This is a genomic window from Pseudomonas sp. NY5710 (genome assembly GCF_013305665.1).
GTDB classification, from domain to species: Bacteria; Pseudomonadota; Gammaproteobacteria; order Pseudomonadales; family Pseudomonadaceae; genus Aquipseudomonas; species Aquipseudomonas juntendi.
Genome location: NZ_CP045554.1, coordinates 4,527,409 through 4,545,949, shown reverse-complemented (window position 1 = coordinate 4,545,949; position 18,541 = coordinate 4,527,409). Strand labels below are relative to the sequence as shown.

Here is an 18,541-nt window from a genome sequence, read left to right as displayed (position 1 = left end):
CCGTCCATGGTGCGCAGTTCCGCCGCTCGCCACAAGGCGTGCAGCTCGCCTTCAGAAGGAACCCGATGATGCGTCGTCCCGCCGCTTTGCTCGCCTTGTGTGCAAGCCTTGTGCTCTCTAGCCAGGCCCTGGCGGCAGACCTGCCGCAACGCTGGGTCAGCGCCGGCGGCGCGCTGAGCGAGTGGATATGCGCGTTGGGTGGTGAAGCGCGGCTGGTGGGGGTGGACACGACCAGTCAGCACCCAGCTTCGTTGAAGTCGCTGCCCAGCGTGGGGTACCAGCGCCAGTTGTCGGCCGAGGGCGTGCTCAGCCTGCGCCCGGATGTGCTGGTGGGTACCGAAGAAATGGGCCCGCCGCCGGTACTGGCGCAAATCCGCAAGGCCGGTGTGCGTGTCGAGCTGTTTTCCGGCAAGGCCGAGCTGGCGGCGGTAGACAGCAACCTCAAGCAGTTGGGGCAACTGCTGGGCGCAGAACCGCAGGCCACAGCGCTGGCCGCGGGTTACCATCAGCAACTGCAAACCTTGCACGCCAAGGTCCAGCAGGCCCAGGCGCAGCACAAGGCACCGGGGGTGTTGCTGCTGGTAGGGCACGCTGGGGCCAAGCCGCTGATCGCCGGGCAGGGCACCGCCGGTGACTGGCTGCTGGGCCAGGCCGGCGGGCGCAACCTGGCAGAGCATCAGGGCTACAAGCATTTCTCGAACGAAGCATTGGCTGCCCTGGACCCGGATGTGATCGTGTTTTCCGATCGGGCGCTGGCCGATGAGCTGGCGCTGCAGGCTTTGTTGAAAGAAAACCCGGCGCTGGCGGCTTCGCGTGCCGTGCGTGAGCAACGCCTGTTGTCGCTTGACCCCACACTGCTGGTCGGTGGGCTTGGGCCGCGCCTGCCGGCGACCTTGCAATCGCTGGCTGCTACCTTCTACCCGGCAGCCAAGGCCAGCTTCGTACAATGAACCAGCGGGTCCGGCCACGTACATTGTTCATTTGCCTGAGCCTGCTGTGCCTGCTGGCGGTGTGGCTGTCGCTGGCGCTGGGGCCGGTCAGCCTGCCGCTGTTCGATACCCTGCGTGCGGGCCTGCGGTTGATGGGCCTGCCCATTAGCGCCGACGGCTTGCAACAGGCCGAAATGATCCTTGGCCAGATCCGTCTGCCGCGCACTTTGCTTGGGCTGGCAGTGGGCGCGGTGCTGGCGTTGTCCGGGGTCGCCATGCAGGGGTTGTTCCGTAATCCGCTGGCCGATCCGGGTTTGGTCGGGGTGGCCGCCGGGGCGGCCGTGGGCGCGGCGCTCGCTATTGTCGGCGGGGCCTGGTTCGGCGGCCTGCCAGAGGCCTTTGCACCGTATTTGCTGTCGTTCTGTGCCTTTGTCGGGGGCCTTGGCGTGACGGCGCTGGTCTACCGCCTAGGCCGCCGCGATGGGCAGACCAGCGTGGCCACCATGCTGCTGGCCGGGGTCGCGATGACGGCACTGGGCGGCGCGGTGGTGGGGTTGTTCTCTTACCTGGCCGATGACGCCACGTTGCGTACATTGACCTTCTGGAACCTGGGCAGCCTCAACGGTGCCAGCTACGACCGGCTATGGCCGTTGTTGCTGGTGGCGGCGGGTGTGGCACTGTGGCTGCCACGGCGGGCCAAAGCGCTGAATGCCTTGCTTTTGGGGGAGTCCGAGGCCCGCCACCTGGGCGTTGATGTGGAACGGCTCAAGCGCGAACTGGTGTTCTGCACGGCGCTTGGGGTGGGTGCAGCTGTTGCGGCTGCCGGCCTGATCGGCTTCATCGGCCTGGTGGTGCCGCACCTGGTGCGCTTGCTGGCGGGGCCGGATCACCGGGTGTTGTTGCCAGCCTCGCTGCTGGCTGGCGGTGTGCTGATGCTGTTTGCCGACCTGGCGGCACGGCTGCTGCTGGCGCCCGCCGAGTTGCCGATCGGCATTGTCACGGCCTTTGTCGGGGCGCCGTTCTTTCTGTTCCTGCTGGTGCGAGGGCGCAGCTGATGTTGCATGCCGAGGGCCTGCACTTGCGGCGGGGCAGCCACGAGGTGCTGCATGACATTGATCTGCAATTGCCCCCTGGCCAGGTGGTGGGCGTGCTCGGCCCCAACGGCGCGGGTAAGAGCAGCCTGTTGGGCGTGATGTGTGGCGAGCTGGTGCCAGGCCGTGGGCGGGTGACGTTGCAGGGGCGCGCCCTCGGTGATTGGCCTGGACAGGAGCGGGCCCGGCGCCTGGCCGTATTGCCTCAGGTGTCGAGCCTGGGGTTTTCGTTCAGCGTCGAGGAAGTGGTGGCCATGGGCCGCATGCCGCACGGCACCGGGCAGCGCCGCGACGCCGAAATTGTCGAAGCGGCGTTGCAGGCGGCGGATGCCTGGCACCTGGTGGGGCGCAGTTACCTGGCGTTGTCCGGCGGCGAGCGGCAACGCGTGCACCTTGCCCGTGTGCTGGCACAGTTGTGGCCGGGGGAACAGGGCACTACCTTGTTGCTCGATGAGCCCACCTCGATGCTCGACCCGCTGCACCAGCACACTACCCTGGAGGCGGTGCGCCGCTTTGCCGACCGCGGCGCTGCGGTGCTGGTGATCTTGCATGACCTGAACCTGGCGGCGCGCTACTGTGACCGGATCTTGTTGCTGGAGCAGGGGCGTTGCCATGCCTTTGCCTCGCCTGAACAGGTGCTGACGCCGGCAGCGTTGAAGGCCGTGTACGGGATCGACGTGCTGGTGCAGGCACATCCTGAGCGTGGCCACCCGCTGATCATCACCCGTTGAAGCTGGCCCGATCGCTGTCGTGAGCGGCCGCTACCAAGGAGCTACTGCCAATGCGATACCCGCTGTTGTCCGGTTTTTCGCTGTGCATGTTACTGGTATTGGGCGGCTGCCAGGCCAGCCTGCCACCGTTGCCTGCCTGGCAGAGCACCGAAGGGCGCACGCATGCCCAGCTTGGGCAGGTGGTCGATCTCGGCAGCGGGCAGGTAATCAGCCCGGACCAACTGGTGCAGCGCCTGGCTACCGCACCGCGAGTGCTGGTCGGTGAAAAACATGACAACCCCGACCACCACGCACTGCAAGTGTGGTTGCTGCGCGCCCTGCAGAGCCAGCGTGCCCAGGGCAGCTTATTGCTGGAGATGCTGCAACCTGAACAGCAGCCGCTGGTGGACAGGCTCGAAGGGCAACCTTTGCCGGCAGACTTGCCCAAGGCACTGGCGTGGGAGGAGGGCTGGGACTGGCAGTTGTACGGGCCGATCGTGCGTTCAGCCCTGCAACAGCAGATACCCCTACTGGCCGGCAACCTTTCCCCAGGTGAAATGCGCCAGGCCTACCGGCAGCCGCCGCCATTGGCGGGCGAGAAAACCAATGCGGCGACCGTCAGGGCGAGGTTGCTGCAGCAGGTGCGCGCCGGGCATTGCGGGATGCTGCCGGAAAGCCAGCTACCGGCGATGCTGGCCGTGCAGCAGCAGCGTGACCGGCGCATGGCCAAGCGCTTGCTGGCGGCGCCGCAACCGGCACTGCTGTTTGCCGGGGCCTATCACGTGCGCAAGGACCTGGGCGTGCCGTTGCATTTGAGTGACCTGGGCGCACCGGGTGCGAGCAAAGTGCTGATGCTGGCCGAGGTGGGCGAGAAGGTTGAAGCGGGTGAGGCCGATTACGTGTGGTACACGGCGGCGATGCCAGAGCAGGATTATTGCACCCAACTGAAACGATAAGACATGAAACCCCGGGCAAAAAAAGACCCGGCAAATTGCCGGGTCAATAACCGTGATTAGCCTGATGAGGAGATAATCTGAGAGTCCGAACCAGGGGCTCTTAGCTTATCCAACCAGTCTCGCGACCAGTTGTGATAATCATAACAATTCTCATTTAGACGTCAATCCTCTTGTCGCGCTTATTTTGGATTTTTTTGCGCGGGGGTTTTCGCATCCAGTTGTTGGTTGAGGGCTTCCTTGCGTTCGAGGGGCAAATCGTTCCAGTGCATATCCAGCAGGGCGCCTTCAATGGCATACAACAGCACCTTCGATGCGCGAAACCCTCGTGTCTTCACGGCCTGGTATGCACCCACGGCACCCAGGCGGCGCAGATCCGATGCACTGTGAATGCCGGCCGCATGCAGCCACTGCGCAGAGGTCTTGCCAAGGTTTTTCAGATGCTGCAATTCATCGTTCATCGAGCCTCCTTGCGATGGCTGAACGGGTCATGGGGAGATAAATCGCGAGCAGGTCAGAGAGGAGTGTAGCGGGGGTTGGGGAATACGCGGCTTTTTGCCACCGGGGCGATGAGATGCCCTGTGCCGGCCTCTTCGCGGGCTCGCCCGCTGCCACAGGTTCGGCGCAGCCTTCAAGGGCTGTGGTTTACCTGTGGGAGCGGGCAAGCCCGCGAAGGGCCGGCGCAGGAAAATCGACTAGCTTACAAGCCAGGCAGACGCTGGCGAATCTGCTCGATCACCTGGTCCATGCTGCCAGCCGTCTGGGTGTCAACGTGGGTGCTCTGCGCCAGCTCCTGCGTATCCAGCGCCTCTCGGCTGGCCTGCTGCGCCTTGACCACCTCCAGGGTGGCATCCGACGGGTCGCTGTTCTCGGCCTGGCGCTGCTCCAGCCAGCTGGCGATCACTGCGTCCGGCGCGTGGCAGTCCAGAATCAGGAACGGCACGCCAGTCTGGCTGGCTACCTCGGCCGCAGCCTGGCGCTGTTCGCGTTTGAGGTAGGTGGCATCCAGCACCACCGGGAACCCTGCCCGCAGCACGGTCGCGGCGACTTCGTGCAGGCGCCGGTAAGTTGCAGTGCTGGCCTCCTCGGCATAGATGCCGGTGCTGAGCTGGGTGGCCTCAGCCTGCTGCTGTTCGCCGTACAAGCGCTTGCGCTCTACGTCCGAACGCACGCGCACTGCGCCCAGCGCCTCGACCATGCGCATGGCCACATGGCTTTTGCCCACTGCCGATACGCCGTGGGTGATGGCCAGCAGGCGCGAAGGGATGGCGCTGTAGCTTTCTGCCAGGTTGGCGTAGTTGCGGTAGGTGCGCAGGGTGGTGGCACGCTGCACGCCATCGGCATTGGCCGGCATGCTGAACAGCGCGACCTTGGCCCGTACCAGTGCGCGGTAGGCCTTGTAGAAGTTGAGCAGCTCCAGGCCTTCGTAGTCGCCGGTCAGTTCCAGGTACTGGCTGATGAAGCGCCGGGCCAGGCACTTGAGGCCGCGGTCTTCCAAGTCCATCGCCAGGAAGCCGGTGTCGGCGTAGACGTCGGTCAGGCGGAACGGTTCGTTGAATTCGATGCAGTCGAAGATCACCACCCGGCCATCGATCAGCGTGGCGTTGCCCAGGTGAATGTCACCGTGGCATTCGCGAATAAAGCCATTGGCCTTGCGCTTTTCCAGCAGGCCATGCAGCCGCTCGAAACTGCTGCGTGCCCAGGCTTGCAGGGCGTCTAGCTGTTGCAGGTCGGCCTTGTCGCTGAGGAACGGGCGTATCTGCTCGAAGTTCTGCTCCACCGGCGCCATGACGGCCTCCGGCGTGCCCAGTGGGTGCTCGACCGGTACACGCGGGGCCTGCAGATGGAATTCGGCGATCTGCCGGGCCATCTGGTCGATGTGCGTGGCGTTCAGTTCGCCATTGGCCTGCAGGGTGCTGAGCATCTGCCCTTGGGGGAACTGGCGCATCTTCAGTGCATATTCGATGGCCTGGCCTTCGCCGGCGAGCTGTGGCGCGTCGGCGCTACCGGTGATCGGCAGAACGTCCAGGTACAGGCCGTCGGTCAGGCGCTGGTTCAGGCGCAATTCTTCGTTACAGAAATGCTGGCGCTGGTCCAGGCCAGTGAAGTCGAGAAAGCCGAAATTCATCGGCTTCTTGATCTTGTAGGCGTACTCGCCCGTCAGCAGCACCCAGGAGATATGCGTCTCGATGAGCTGGAACCCGTCCACGGGGTGGGGGTACAGGGCGGGGTTCTGCAACGCAGTGATAAGAGCTTGGCTCACGGCAAATCCTTCCGGGGGCAGGGAATTCGAATGCATCATTATGGTCAATGGTGCCGTCCCTGCCTACCGCCGGGCCGCCTGCCCAGTCTTCCCAAAGTGCGTATAATCCGCCGTCATGACCCGAACCCGAACTCCCCGTACCCCTCAAAAACGCCCGACCGGCCGCTCCCGCGCCTGGCTGGGCTGGGCTTTGAAGCTCAGCCTGGTAGGCCTGGTGATCGTCGCCGGCTTCGCGGTTTACCTCGATGCCGTTGTCCAGGAGAAGTTCTCTGGCAAGCGCTGGACCATCCCGGCCAAGGTGTATGCACGGCCGTTGGAGCTGTTCACCGGCCAGAAACTGAGCAAGAACGACTTCCTCACCGAGCTCGACGCGCTTGGCTACCGGCGTGAAAGCGCGGCCAATGGCCCGGGGGCGGCCGCCGTCAACGGCAATACCGTCGACCTCAACACCCGTGGCTTCCAGTTCTACGAGGGCATGGAGCCAGCGCAGTTCGTGCGCGTACGGTTCTCCGGCGATTACGTGGCCGGCCTTTCCGGGGCCAATGGCAAGGCGCTTGACGTGGTGCGCCTGGAGCCGCTGATGATCGGCGGTATCTACCCGAAAAACCTTGAAGACCGCATTCTGATCAAGATCGACCAGGTGCCGAAATACCTGCTCGAGACCCTGGTTGCCACGGAAGACCGCGACTTCTACAGCCACCATGGCGTGTCGCCCAAGTCCATCGCCCGGGCCATGTGGGTGAATACTTCATCCGGCTCGATGCGCCAGGGTGGCAGTACCCTGACCCAGCAGTTGGTGAAGAACTTCTACCTCAGCAGCGAGCGCAGCCTCAGCCGCAAAGTGACCGAAGCGATGATGGCGGTGCTGCTCGAACTGCATTACGACAAGCGCGAAATCCTCGAGGCCTACCTCAACGAGGTCTTTGTCGGGCAGGACGGCCAGCGTGCCGTGCACGGCTTCGGCCTGGCCAGCCAGTTCTTCTTCAGCCAGCCGCTGTCGGAGTTGAAGCTGCACCAGATCGCCTTGTTGGTGGGCATGGTCAAGGGCCCGTCCTACTACAACCCGCGGCGCTACCCTGAACGTGCGCTGGCCCGGCGCAACCTGGTGCTCGACCTGGTGGCCGAGCAAGGCGTGGCCAGCCAGGAGGAGGTCGATGCAGCGAAGAAGATGCCGCTGGGCGTGACCAAACGTGGCAGCCTGGCCGACAGCTCCTTCCCGGCCTTCCTCGACCTGGTCAAGCGGCAGTTGCGCCAGGACTACCGCGATGAAGACTTGACCGAGGAAGGCTTGCGTATCTTTACCAGCTTCGACCCGATCCTGCAGATGAAAGCCGAAGCCTCGATGAGCGAGACGTTCAAGCGCCTGGCCGGGCGCAAAGGGGCGGACGAGGTCGAATCGGCGATGGTCGTCACCAACCCGGAAACCGGTGAGGTACAGGCCCTGATCGGCAGCCGCCAGGCGGGTTTCGCCGGCTTCAACCGCGCCATCGATGCCTCGCGGCCGATCGGCTCGCTGGTCAAGCCGGCCGTTTACCTGACCGCGCTGGAGCAGCCAAGCAAGTACACCCTGACCAGCTGGGTGCAGGATGAGCCGTTCTCGGTCAAAGGTGGCGACGGCCAGGTCTGGCGCCCACAAAACTATGACCGCCGCCCGCACGGCACGATCTACCTGTACCAGGGGCTGGCCAATTCCTACAACCTGTCGACTGCCAAGATCGGCCTGGAAGTGGGGGTGCTGAACGTGATCAAGACCATCGGCCGGCTGGGGGTGAATGTCGACTGGCCAGCCTTCCCGGCCATGCTGCTGGGGGCTGGCGGCATGTCGCCGATGCAGGTCGCGACCATGTACCAGACCATTGCCAATGGAGGCTTCAACACGCCGATGCGCGGTATTCGCAGCGTGCTCACCGCAGAGGGTGAACCGCTCAAGCGCTACCCGTTCCAGATCCAGCAAACCTTCGACCCGGGTGCCATCTACCTGGTGCAGAACGCCATGCAGCGAGTGATGCGCGAAGGGACCGGCCGCTCGGTGTACAACACCTTGCCGCGCTCGTTGACCCTGGCGGGCAAGACCGGTACCAGCAACGACTCGCGCGACAGCTGGTTCTCTGGTTTCAGCCAGGATTTGCTGGCGGTGGTGTGGATGGGCCGCGACGATAACGGTAAAACACCGTTCACCGGCGCCACCGGTGCCCTGCAGGTATGGACCAGTTTCATGAAGAAGGCCGACCCGCTGCCGCTGGACATGCCGCAACCGGACAACGTGGTACAAGCCTGGATCGACCCCTACAGCGGCCAAGGGTCTGACGGCAGCTGTCCGGGAGCGGTACAGATGCCGTATATTCGCGGCAGCGAACCGCCCGCCGGCGCAACCTGTGGCGGCGAGCAGAATCCAGCTGAATCGGTCATGGACTGGGTCAAGGGCTGGATGAATTAAGCGCAGGCTGCATTGATGAGGTGTGACGTGAACAAGTGGCTGTTTCCTGCCGTGACGGCGCTGGCTGTGCTCCAAGGGTGCTCCAGCGTCCCGCGCGGCAATATTCCGGTGGTCGATTCGAGCACCCGCGTGTCGAACAGCGAACGCGTGTCTGCCAACCGCCCGGCGGGTGGTTACAACGCTGGCACCGCGCAAGCGCAAAAACTGCCTGAGGATTCCGGCGTCACCGTGATGATCCCGCAGGGCGCAGGCGCTTCGGGCATCCAGACCTTCCCGGCGGCCAATGGCGCGGCGCCGATCAGCACCGCGCCGATCACGCCGGGGCCGATCACTACCGGGCCGGCCACGTCGGCGCCCATGACCACCAACCCCAACCCGATCGCCGACGAACCGTTCGATATCGCGGCGATGAACAACGCCCCGCAAAGCACCAGTGCCCCCACCGGAATTCCGCGCAGCAACACGGCTGCAGGTGGCCTGGCGGCTGACGAACAGCTGGACGGCCCAGTACTGGCACTGCTGACCACCGCCACCACCCAGCAGGGCAGTGGCGATTTCAACGGCGCTGCTTCCAGCCTGGAGCGTGCCCAGCGCATTGCCCCGCGCGAACCGCAGGTGCTCTACCGCCTGGCCCAGGTGCGTTTGTCGCAAGGCGATGCCCCCCAGGCCGAGCAGCTGGCGCGTCGCGCCCTGACCTACGCCAACGGCCGCCCCAGCCTGCAGGCCGAACTGTGGAACACCATCGCACAGGCCCGTGAAAAGCAGGGCGATAGCGCTGGCGCCGCCTTGGCCAGGCAAAAAGCGCGGGTCAGTTCCTGATGATCGAGCAACGTATTCTGGACATCGCCGACCACCTGCTGCTGATCGAGCGTGAGTTGCAGGTGCAAGGCTGGTGGGAGGACGAGCCACCGAGCGATGAGGCGCTGGCCAGTACGGTGCCCTTCGCCGTCGATACCTTGCGTTTTGAGCAATGGCTGCAGTGGATCTTCCTGCAACGCATGAAGATCATTATCGAGCTCGGCCAGCCGCTGCCAAATGCCTCCAGCATTCTGGTCATGGCCGAAACGGTGTTTGCCGACCGGCCCGAGCAAAGTCGTGAGCTGCGCCGACTGTTGGCAGCTTTTGACCAATTGATCGCTCCTTCTGCCTGATTTCTTCAGTTTTTTCGTCAAGGGCCGCAGATTGTGGCCCTTTTTTATGGAAATCTTATTAATTCTGCTGCTGAAGCGATTTTTAGTGGTTGCAAGAATTCATCTCGGGGAAAAATTGGCAATAATTTTTCTTGACTTGTGCGCGCCGAATCACAAGAATCCAACTTCCGCTTTAGAGGGACTGCCAGAAGCAGACCCGCTAAGCAGATCATGAGGCGCACACCCGCGCCGACCTGTTACACCCCGCAACGCGTTACCTCGCGCTGGGTGGGAAAACCCCGCAACACTCTGGGGCGCTCCCAATACTTGCTCAGTCAGTGCTGACGTTCGCTCATGCTCTGCTTGGCAGTAAACCTATTAAGACCCGTCCTGAAGGGGCGGTATTCTGGCGTTTTAGAGGTGAACAACGTGGAGCTTTTATCTGGCGCTGAGATGGTCGTCCGCTTCTTGCGTGACGAAGGCGTTAAGCACATCTACGGGTACCCTGGTGGTGCTCTCTTGCATGTTTACGACGCGCTGTTCAAAGAACCGGAAGTGGAACACATCCTGGTTCGTCACGAACAGGCGGCAACCCATATGGCGGACGGCTACGCCCGCGCCACCGGCAAAGCCGGTGTGGTGCTGGTAACCTCCGGCCCGGGTGCGACCAATGCCATCACCGGTATTGCCACCGCCTACATGGACTCGATTCCGATGGTCATCCTGTCCGGCCAGGTGCCTAGCACCATGGTAGGTACCGATGCCTTCCAGGAAACCGACATGATCGGTATCTCGCGGCCGATCGTGAAGCACAGCTTCATGATCAAGCACCCGACCGAGATCCCTGAAATTCTGAAAAAGGCGTTCTACCTGGCGCAATCCGGTCGCCCAGGTCCAGTCGTGGTCGACATTCCAAAAGACATGACCAACCCGGCTGAAAAGTTCGAATACGTCTACCCGAAAAAGGTCAAGCTGCGCTCGTACAGCCCGGCGGTCCGTGGCCACTCCGGCCAGATCCGCAAGGCGGCCGAGATGCTGCTGGCTGCCAAGCGCCCAATCGTCTACGCCGGTGGCGGTGTGATCCTGGGCGGTGGCTCCGAAGCGCTGACCGAAATCGCCAAGTCGCTCAACCTGCCTGTCACCAACACCCTCATGGGGTTGGGCGGCTTCCCGGGTACTGATCGCCAGTTCCTCGGCATGCTCGGCATGCACGGCAGCTACACCGCCAACATGGCCATGCACAATGCCGACGTGATCTTCGCCGTCGGTGCGCGTTTCGACGACCGCGTGGTCAACGGCCCGGCCAAGTTCTGCCCGAATGCCAAGATCATCCATGTCGATATCGACCCGGCGTCGATCTCGAAGATGATCAAGGCCGATGTGCCTATCGTTGGCCCGGTCGACAGCGTGCTCAGCGAAATGCTCGGCATCCTCAAGGAAATCGGCGAGCAGCCCGACAAGGCCGCGCTGGATACCTGGTGGAAGCAGATCGACGAGTGGCGTGGCAATGGTGAGCTGTTCCCTTACGACAAGGGCGACGGCAATGTCATCAAGCCGCAAAAAGTCATCGAGACCCTGTGCGAAGTGACCAAAGGCGATGCCTTCGTCACCTCCGACGTAGGTCAGCACCAGATGTTCGCGGCGCAGTACTACCGTTTCAACAAGCCGAACCGCTGGATCAACTCCGGTGGCCTGGGCACCATGGGCTTCGGCTTCCCGGCGGCGATGGGCATCAAGCTCAACTTCCCGGACCAGGACGTGGCCTGCGTGACCGGCGAAGGCAGCATCCAGATGAACATCCAGGAGCTGTCCACCTGCATGCAGTACGGCCTGCCGGTGAAGATCGTCAACCTGAACAACGGGGTGTTGGGCATGGTCCGCCAATGGCAGGACATGGCCTACAACGGTCGTCACTCGCACTCGTATGTCGAGTCGCTGCCTGACTTCATCAAGCTGGCCGAGGCCTATGGCCATGTGGGTATCCGCATCACCAGCCTGAAGGACCTCAAGCCGATGCTGGAAGAAGCGTTTGCGATGAAGGACCGCCTGGTATTCATCGACATCGCGGTTGACCGCAGTGAGCACGTCTATCCGATGCAGATCAAGGATGGCTCGATGCGTGACATGTGGCTGAGCAAGACGGAGCGTACCTGATATGCGGCATATCATTTCCCTGCTGCTGGAAAACGAACCCGGTGCTTTGTCCCGTGTGGTCGGCCTGTTCTCCCAGCGCAACTACAACATTGAAAGCCTGACCGTGGCGCCGACCGAAGACCCGACACTGTCGCGTCTGACGCTGACCACCGTTGGCCATGACGAAGTGATCGAGCAGATCACCAAGAACCTGAACAAGCTGGTCGAAGTGGTCAAGCTCGTCGACCTGTCGGAAAGCGCCCACATCGAGCGCGAACTGATGCTGGTCAAGGTCAAGGCCACCGGTGCCCAGCGCGCCGAGATCAAGCGCACCACGGATATCTTCCGTGGCCAGATCGTCGACGTCACCGCCAGCGTGTACACCGTACAGCTGAGCGGTACCAGCGACAAACTGGACAGCTTCATCCAGGCCATCGGCACCGCATCGATTCTCGAAACCGTGCGCAGCGGCGTTACCGGCATTGCCCGTGGCGACAAAGTGCTCAGCATCTGAATTTAAAAATTAGCGATGGCTCCGCAGGGGGCCGAGATATAACCAGGGGTATTTTCATGAAAGTTTTCTACGATAAAGACTGCGACCTTTCCATCATCCAGGGCAAGAAAGTCGCCATCATCGGTTACGGCTCCCAGGGCCACGCTCAGGCGTGCAACCTGAAGGACTCCGGTGTAGACGTTACCGTCGGTCTGCGTAAAGGTTCGGCTACCGTTGCCAAGGCTGAAGCCCACGGCCTGAAAGTTGCCGATGTTGCTACCGCTGTCGCTGCGGCTGACCTGGTGATGATCCTGACCCCGGACGAATTCCAGGGCACGCTGTACAAGAACGAAATCGAGCCGAACATCAAGAAGGGCGCTACCCTGGCCTTCTCCCATGGTTTCTCGATCCACTACAACCAGGTTGTGCCGCGCGCCGACCTGGACGTGATCATGATCGCGCCGAAAGCGCCAGGCCACACCGTGCGCTCCGAGTTCGTCAAGGGCGGTGGTATTCCTGACCTGATCGCTATCTACCAGGACGCTTCGGGCAACGCCAAGAACGTCGCCCTGTCCTACGCCGCTGGCGTGGGTGGTGGCCGTACCGGCATCATCGAAACCACCTTCAAGGACGAGACCGAAACCGACCTGTTCGGTGAGCAGGCTGTTCTGTGCGGCGGTACCGTAGAGCTGGTCAAAGCCGGTTTCGAAACCCTGGTTGAAGCTGGCTACGCGCCGGAAATGGCCTACTTCGAATGCCTGCACGAGCTGAAGTTGATCGTTGACCTCATGTACGAAGGCGGTATCGCCAACATGAACTACTCGATCTCCAACAACGCAGAGTACGGTGAGTACGTCACCGGCCCAGAAGTCATCAACGAAGAATCCCGCAAGGCCATGCGCAACGCACTCAAGCGCATCCAGGACGGCGAGTACGCGAAGATGTTCATCTCCGAAGGCGCCACCAACTACCCATCGATGACCGCCAAGCGTCGTAACAACGCTTCGCACGGCATCGAAATCATCGGTGAGCAACTGCGCTCGATGATGCCTTGGATTTCGGCGAACAAGATCGTCGACAAAGCCAAGAACTAAGTAGCATCGCAACATGAAAAACGCGGCTTCGGCCGCGTTTTTTCGTTCTGGCAGTCAGCATCTGGTATAAAGCAGACCAGTGGCCTGCCGTCAGAACCTGTTTCGCGGGCCCGTGTCGAACATTTTCCACCCTGTTGCAAGGTACCCTCCATGAGCGAACGTCCCGAAGAGCCGAACAAGCCCTCCGACGCCGAAAGCCTGCTACCGGTCGATGAGCACGTTGAAGAAGGCCATGACGCCGAAGGTCGCAAAGTGCGCCACCGCGGCATCTACCTGCTGCCCAACCTGTTTACTACCGCCAACCTGTTTGCCGGCTTTTATTCCATTATCAGCTCGATGAGCGCACAGAGCGCCCTGAGCGCTGGTGACCCGCGTGAAGCGAGCAAGTATTTCGCGTTTGCCGCCATTGCCATCTTCGTGGCCATGGTGCTTGACGGCCTCGACGGCCGTGTCGCGCGCATGACCAACACCCAGAGCGCGTTCGGCGCCGAGTACGACTCGCTGTCGGACATGGTCGCCTTCGGTGTGGCCCCGGCGTTGCTGGCCTTCGGCTGGGCGTTGGGTGACATGGGCAAGGTTGGCTGGATGGTCGCCTTCATCTATGTTGCCGGCGCTGCGCTGCGCCTGGCACGCTTCAATACCCAGGTCGGCACCGCCGACAAGCGCTACTTCATCGGCCTGGCCAGCCCGGCTGCCGCGGGTGTTGTGGCTGGCACCGTGTGGGCGTTCAGCGACTACGGTATTCAGGGCTCCAAGCTGTCGTTCCTGGTGGCGCTGTTGGTGGCGGCTGCAGGCATGCTGATGGTCAGTAACATCAAGTACAACAGCTTCAAGGAGCTGGACCTCAAGGGCCGTGTGCCATTTGTGGCCATTCTTGCCGTGGTGCTGGTGTTTGCCGTGGTGTTCAGCGACCCGCCGCGTATCCTGCTGCTGATCTTCCTCGCCTACGCGGCTTCGGGGCCTATCCAGTTCCTGCTCAAGTCGCGCCGCCGTAAAGCGTAAAAAACGCTTAATGCTGGAATAACCTGCCGGCTCCATAGTCTTACTGGTACGTCCGTTACCCAGTGCTATGGAGCCGCTCATGCTCATCAAGCTTCCCAGGTCGTCCGAGTGCAAGGCATCGGAGATCACCCCCGAAGGCATTTACCTGTCCCGTCGTACGTTGTTGGGTGGCTCGTTGGCCGGTCTGGCCCTGGGCGCATTGCCCAGTGTTGGTCGCGCGGCCGAGGCCAGCCGTTATGCCGATGTCGAGCCGGGCAAGGCGCCTGGCTGGTTCACGGAAAAGCTCGGCGCCACGCAGTGGCAGGCAGTCACCGCCAAAGGGGAGGCGATCACGCCGTTCAAGGACGCTACCCACTACAACAACTTCTATGAGTTCGGCCCCGACAAGGGTGACCCGGCGGCCAATGGCGACAGCCTGAAAACCGAACCTTGGTCGGTTGTGGTGGATGGTGAAGTCGGCAAGCCTGGGCGCTATGCCCTGGAAGACTTCGTCAAACCCTACCAGCTTGAAGAGCGCATATACCGGCTGCGTTGTGTAGAGGCCTGGTCGATGGTCATCCCGTGGCTGGGGTTCCCATTGGCTCAGGTGCTGAAGCAGGTCGAGCCAACTTCGAAGGCCCGTTACGTGCGTTTTGAAACGCTGAAAGACCCGGAGCATATGCCTGGCCAACGCTCGGGCTTTGCGCTGATCGACTGGCCTTATAGAGAAGGGCTGCGGCTGGACGAAGCGATGCACCCCTTGGCGATGCTTGCGGTAGGCATGTATGGCCGCGAGTTGCCCAACCAGAACGGTGCACCGCTGCGGCTGGTGGTGCCGTGGAAGTATGGCTTCAAGAGCATCAAGTCGATCGTGCGCATCAGCCTGGTGGCCGAGCAGCCCGGGACTACCTGGCAGGGCCTGGCACCCGATGAATATGGGTTCTACGCCAATGTGAACCCCACTGTCGATCACCCGCGCTGGAGCCAGGCGCGGGAGCGGCGGCTGCCTAGCGGGCTATTCAGTCCCAATGTGCGGGAGACGCAAATGTTCAATGGCTATGCCGACGAAGTAGCCTCGCTCTATGCCGGGCTCGACCTGCGGAAGAACTACTGATGCGCTATCCCTGGTTTCGTCTGGCGATCTTTATCGTGGGCTGCCTGTTTCCTGCCTGGTGGTTGTACGAAGCGGCAACGGGGTTGCTGGGGCCTGACCCGGGCAAGATCATGATGGACCGGTTGGGGCTTGGCGCGCTGAACTTCCTGCTGGTGACCTTGAGCATGACACCGCTGCAGAAGCTGACGGGGTGGTCGGGTTGGATCGTGGTGCGGCGGCAGCTGGGGTTATGGGTGTTTGCGTATATCGTGCTGCACATTCTCTGTTACCTGTTCTTTATTCTCGGGCTGGATTGGGGACAGTTGGCGGTGGAGCTGCGCAAGCGGCCTTACATTATTGTCGGGGCGCTGGGGTTTCTTGGGTTGTTGGCGTTGGCGGTTACCTCGAACCGGTATAGCCAGCGGCGGCTTGGCGCGCGGTGGAAGAAGCTGCACAGGGTGGTGTACGCGGTGTTGGGGTTGGGGTTGCTGCATTTCTTGTGGATCGTGCGTTCGGATCTGCGGGAGTGGGCGGTTTATGCGTTTATTGGGGTTGTGTTGATGGGGTTGAGGATTCCGGCGGTTTCGCGGAGGTTGGCTGGGTTGGTTAGGCGGTAGGGGGGTAGTTGGGTTCAGGTTGGGCAATGGGCCTGTTTATAGATACTGGTGGGGTTGGGAGGTGTCCGCCACAACACATTCAGTGCCTGTGAGATCGAGCGCCGCCCGCGCGGCGCTTCGCGGCTAAAGCCGCTCCTACGTTTGTTTCGGGCCAGTCCATCCTGTGCCAGGCGCACGCGACCGCCCTGTTGGTACGACGCGATATCGAGACATACGCCGAGGCGTTCGCGCGCAAATCCCGCAGGCATAATTGGCCCGAAACAAATGTAGGAGCGGCTTTAGCCGCGAAGCGCCGCGCGGGCGGCGCTCGATCTCGCAGGCGCTGGAAATGTTGTGGCGTACACCCGCGGCGCTCGATCTCACAGGCGCTGAAGGTGCTGTGGCGAACACTTCGCGGCCTCGAAACGGCCTTCGCCTGGAAGATGCCAAATAAATGAAATTAAAGGTTGACGCCCTCTCGAATCCCCTTATAATGCGCCCCACTTCCAGCGACAACGAAACGACAAACTCCTTGAGATTCAATGAGTTAACCGATTCGGAAAGCGCTGTAAGGGCTACGATCAAATGATCGAAAGCGGTTGAGATGATGGTTGACAGCGCTTCTAAACGCTGTATGATTCGCCTCCCGCTACGAGAGATCGCAGTGAGTCAAGTGTTTGAAGCTAAACGAGTTTCTCGCAAAAAACTTCAAAATAAACGCTTGACAGCAAATGAGGAAAGCGTAGAATGCGCGCCTCGGTTGAGACGAAACGATCTTAACCAAACGCTCTTTAACAAATCGAATCAAGCAATTCGTGTGGGTGCTTGTGAGTATGGACTGATAGTCAAAAAGATTATCAGCATCACAAGTGGCCATGCGAGAAATCACATAGTCATTTGAGATTGCTGAGCCAAGTTTAGGGTTTCTTAAAAACCCAAGCAGTATTGAACTGAAGAGTTTGATCATGGCTCAGATTGAACGCTGGCGGCAGGCCTAACACATGCAAGTCGAGCGGATGACGGGAGCTTGCTCCTTGATTCAGCGGCGGACGGGTGAGTAATGCCTAGGAATCTGCCTGGTAGTGGGGGACAACGTTTCGAAAGGAACGCTAATACCGCATACGTCCTACGGGAGAAAGCAGGGGACCTTCGGGCCTTGCGCTATCAGATGAGCCTAGGTCGGATTAGCTTGTTGGTGAGGTAATGGCTCACCAAGGCGACGATCCGTAACTGGTCTGAGAGGATGATCAGTCACACTGGAACTGAGACACGGTCCAGACTCCTACGGGAGGCAGCAGTGGGGAATATTGGACAATGGGCGAAAGCCTGATCCAGCCATGCCGCGTGTGTGAAGAAGGTCTTCGGATTGTAAAGCACTTTAAGTTGGGAGGAAGGGCAGTAAGTTAATACCTTGCTGTTTTGACGTTACCGACAGAATAAGCACCGGCTAACTCTGTGCCAGCAGCCGCGGTAATACAGAGGGTGCAAGCGTTAATCGGAATTACTGGGCGTAAAGCGCGCGTAGGTGGTTTGTTAAGTTGGATGTGAAAGCCCCGGGCTCAACCTGGGAACTGCATCCAAAACTGGCAAGCTAGAGTACGGTAGAGGGTGGTGGAATTTCCTGTGTAGCGGTGAAATGCGTAGATATAGGAAGGAACACCAGTGGCGAAGGCGACCACCTGGACTGATACTGACACTGAGGTGCGAAAGCGTGGGGAGCAACAGGATTAGATACCCTGGTAGTCCACGCCGTAAACGATGTCAACTAGCCGTTGGAATCCTTGAGATTTTAGTGGCGCAGCTAACGCATTAAGTTGACCGCCTGGGGAGTACGGCCGCAAGGTTAAAACTCAAATGAATTGACGGGGGCCCGCACAAGCGGTGGAGCATGTGGTTTAATTCGAAGCAACGCGAAGAACCTTACCAGGCCTTGACATGCAGAGAACTTTCCAGAGATGGATTGGTGCCTTCGGGAACTCTGACACAGGTGCTGCATGGCTGTCGTCAGCTCGTGTCGTGAGATGTTGGGTTAAGTCCCGTAACGAGCGCAACCCTTGTCCTTAGTTACCAGCACGTTATGGTGGGCACTCTAAGGAGACTGCCGGTGACAAACCGGAGGAAGGTGGGGATGACGTCAAGTCATCATGGCCCTTACGGCCTGGGCTACACACGTGCTACAATGGTCGGTACAGAGGGTTGCCAAGCCGCGAGGTGGAGCTAATCTCACAAAACCGATCGTAGTCCGGATCGCAGTCTGCAACTCGACTGCGTGAAGTCGGAATCGCTAGTAATCGCGAATCAGAATGTCGCGGTGAATACGTTCCCGGGCCTTGTACACACCGCCCGTCACACCATGGGAGTGGGTTGCACCAGAAGTAGCTAGTCTAACCTTCGGGAGGACGGTTACCACGGTGTGATTCATGACTGGGGTGAAGTCGTAACAAGGTAGCCGTAGGGGAACCTGCGGCTGGATCACCTCCTTAATCGACGACATCAGCCTGCTGATGAGCTCCCACACGAATTGCTTGATTCATTTGCTGATGAGAATTCAGAAATGAACATTCGTTGATGAATGTTGATTTCTGACTTTTGTCAGACCGTTCTTTAAAAATTCGGATATGTGATAGATATAGACTGA

15 protein-coding genes and 1 rRNA gene are annotated in these 18,541 nt (G+C 60.9%); 14 read left to right on the top strand and 2 right to left on the bottom strand.

The features are described from left to right. Positions 1–65 precede the first annotated feature (65 nt). Genes GEV39_RS20955 through GEV39_RS20940 form a run of 4 tightly spaced genes read left to right on the top strand, consistent with a single transcriptional unit; the run spans position 66 to position 3,686 of the window. Positions 66–950 (top strand): heme/hemin ABC transporter substrate-binding protein, encoded by an 885-nt coding sequence (locus GEV39_RS20955; RefSeq protein WP_173891092.1) that lies wholly within the window; start codon positions 66–68, stop codon positions 948–950. Between the two features lie 50 nt (positions 951–1,000). Further along, positions 1,001–1,984: a FecCD family ABC transporter permease gene (locus GEV39_RS20950; protein WP_173891740.1), complete on the top strand. Its 984-nt coding sequence runs from the start codon at positions 1,001–1,003 to the stop codon at positions 1,982–1,984. Continuing rightward, complete coding sequence (locus tag GEV39_RS20945; RefSeq protein WP_173891091.1) at positions 1,984–2,751, top strand: heme ABC transporter ATP-binding protein; 768 nt, start codon at positions 1,984–1,986, stop codon at positions 2,749–2,751. Before GEV39_RS20950 ends, GEV39_RS20945 begins: the two co-directional genes overlap by 1 nt. A gap of 50 nt (positions 2,752–2,801) precedes the next feature. After that, positions 2,802–3,686 (top strand): ChaN family lipoprotein, encoded by an 885-nt coding sequence (locus tag GEV39_RS20940; RefSeq protein ID WP_173891090.1) that lies wholly within the window; start codon positions 2,802–2,804, stop codon positions 3,684–3,686. 179 nt (positions 3,687–3,865) lie between these two features. On the opposite strand, the gene GEV39_RS20935 is transcribed toward GEV39_RS20940, so the two are convergent. Both GEV39_RS20935 and GEV39_RS20930 read right to left on the bottom strand, forming a co-directional pair. Next, on the bottom strand, positions 3,866–4,144 hold the full coding sequence (locus tag GEV39_RS20935; RefSeq protein ID WP_029886419.1) for a TfoX/Sxy family protein: 279 nt from the start codon (positions 4,142–4,144) through the stop codon (positions 3,866–3,868). Positions 4,145–4,383: 239 nt separating this feature from the next. Next, a complete protein-coding gene (locus GEV39_RS20930) occupies positions 4,384–5,946 on the bottom strand; it encodes a bifunctional aminoglycoside phosphotransferase/ATP-binding protein (RefSeq protein WP_173891089.1) in 1,563 nt (520 codons plus the stop codon). 115 nt (positions 5,947–6,061) lie between these two features. On the opposite strand from GEV39_RS20930, the gene mrcB reads away from it, so the two are divergent. The 10 genes from mrcB to GEV39_RS20880 all read left to right on the top strand — a co-directional run bounded on the left by mrcB (position 6,062) and on the right by GEV39_RS20880 (position 18,386). Then, complete coding sequence (gene mrcB, locus GEV39_RS20925; protein ID WP_173891088.1) at positions 6,062–8,383, top strand: penicillin-binding protein 1B; 2,322 nt, start codon at positions 6,062–6,064, stop codon at positions 8,381–8,383. Positions 8,384–8,398: 15 nt separating this feature from the next. After that, positions 8,399–9,202 (top strand): tetratricopeptide repeat protein, encoded by an 804-nt coding sequence (locus GEV39_RS20920; RefSeq protein WP_173891087.1) that lies wholly within the window; start codon positions 8,399–8,401, stop codon positions 9,200–9,202. Continuing rightward, positions 9,202–9,534, top strand: a complete 333-nt coding sequence (locus tag GEV39_RS20915; RefSeq protein WP_009685384.1) for a YqcC family protein — start codon at positions 9,202–9,204, stop codon at positions 9,532–9,534. The genes GEV39_RS20920 and GEV39_RS20915 overlap by 1 nt, the downstream gene beginning before the upstream one ends. A gap of 408 nt (positions 9,535–9,942) precedes the next feature. Then, complete coding sequence (locus GEV39_RS20910) at positions 9,943–11,667, top strand: acetolactate synthase 3 large subunit (RefSeq protein ID WP_173891086.1); 1,725 nt, start codon at positions 9,943–9,945, stop codon at positions 11,665–11,667. Between the two features lies 1 nt (position 11,668). Further along, positions 11,669–12,160: an acetolactate synthase small subunit gene (gene ilvN / locus GEV39_RS20905; RefSeq protein WP_003250040.1), complete on the top strand. Its 492-nt coding sequence runs from the start codon at positions 11,669–11,671 to the stop codon at positions 12,158–12,160. 56 nt (positions 12,161–12,216) lie between these two features. After that, a complete protein-coding gene (gene ilvC, locus GEV39_RS20900) occupies positions 12,217–13,233 on the top strand; it encodes a ketol-acid reductoisomerase (protein WP_009685386.1) in 1,017 nt (338 codons plus the stop codon). Between the two features lie 150 nt (positions 13,234–13,383). Next, positions 13,384–14,235 (top strand): CDP-diacylglycerol--serine O-phosphatidyltransferase, encoded by an 852-nt coding sequence (gene pssA, locus GEV39_RS20895; protein ID WP_009685387.1) that lies wholly within the window; start codon positions 13,384–13,386, stop codon positions 14,233–14,235. A 79-nt stretch (positions 14,236–14,314) separates the two neighbouring features. Beyond that, positions 14,315–15,328: a protein-methionine-sulfoxide reductase catalytic subunit MsrP gene (gene msrP, locus GEV39_RS20890; RefSeq protein WP_173891085.1), complete on the top strand. Its 1,014-nt coding sequence runs from the start codon at positions 14,315–14,317 to the stop codon at positions 15,326–15,328. Then, positions 15,328–15,924 carry a protein-methionine-sulfoxide reductase heme-binding subunit MsrQ gene (gene msrQ / locus GEV39_RS20885; protein ID WP_173891084.1) on the top strand — a complete coding sequence of 199 codons (597 nt, stop codon included), beginning with the start codon at positions 15,328–15,330 and terminating at the stop codon, positions 15,922–15,924. Before msrP ends, msrQ begins: the two co-directional genes overlap by 1 nt. 926 nt (positions 15,925–16,850) lie before the next feature. Next, positions 16,851–18,386: ribosomal RNA gene (locus tag GEV39_RS20880) — 16S ribosomal RNA — on the top strand. Positions 18,387–18,541 lie beyond the last annotated feature (155 nt).

What these genes read in the sequence shown, in the direction of transcription:
- ilvC (WP_009685386.1), top strand. Translation starts at nt 12,217, where the DNA reads ATGAAAGTTTTCTACGATAAAGACTGCGACCTTTCCATCATCCAGGGC.
- msrP (WP_173891085.1), top strand. Translation starts at nt 14,315, where the DNA reads ATGCTCATCAAGCTTCCCAGGTCGTCCGAGTGCAAGGCATCGGAGATC.
- GEV39_RS20920 (WP_173891087.1), top strand. Translation starts at nt 8,399, where the DNA reads ATGAGGTGTGACGTGAACAAGTGGCTGTTTCCTGCCGTGACGGCGCTG.
- ilvN (WP_003250040.1), top strand. Translation starts at nt 11,669, where the DNA reads ATGCGGCATATCATTTCCCTGCTGCTGGAAAACGAACCCGGTGCTTTG.
- mrcB (WP_173891088.1), top strand. Translation starts at nt 6,062, where the DNA reads ATGACCCGAACCCGAACTCCCCGTACCCCTCAAAAACGCCCGACCGGC.
- GEV39_RS20945 (WP_173891091.1), top strand. Translation starts at nt 1,984, where the DNA reads ATGTTGCATGCCGAGGGCCTGCACTTGCGGCGGGGCAGCCACGAGGTG.
- GEV39_RS20915 (WP_009685384.1), top strand. Translation starts at nt 9,202, where the DNA reads ATGATCGAGCAACGTATTCTGGACATCGCCGACCACCTGCTGCTGATC.
- pssA (WP_009685387.1), top strand. Translation starts at nt 13,384, where the DNA reads ATGAGCGAACGTCCCGAAGAGCCGAACAAGCCCTCCGACGCCGAAAGC.
- GEV39_RS20955 (WP_173891092.1), top strand. Translation starts at nt 66, where the DNA reads ATGATGCGTCGTCCCGCCGCTTTGCTCGCCTTGTGTGCAAGCCTTGTG.
- GEV39_RS20940 (WP_173891090.1), top strand. Translation starts at nt 2,802, where the DNA reads ATGCGATACCCGCTGTTGTCCGGTTTTTCGCTGTGCATGTTACTGGTA.
- GEV39_RS20935 (WP_029886419.1), bottom strand. Translation starts at nt 4,144, where the DNA reads ATGAACGATGAATTGCAGCATCTGAAAAACCTTGGCAAGACCTCTGCG.
- msrQ (WP_173891084.1), top strand. Translation starts at nt 15,328, where the DNA reads ATGCGCTATCCCTGGTTTCGTCTGGCGATCTTTATCGTGGGCTGCCTG.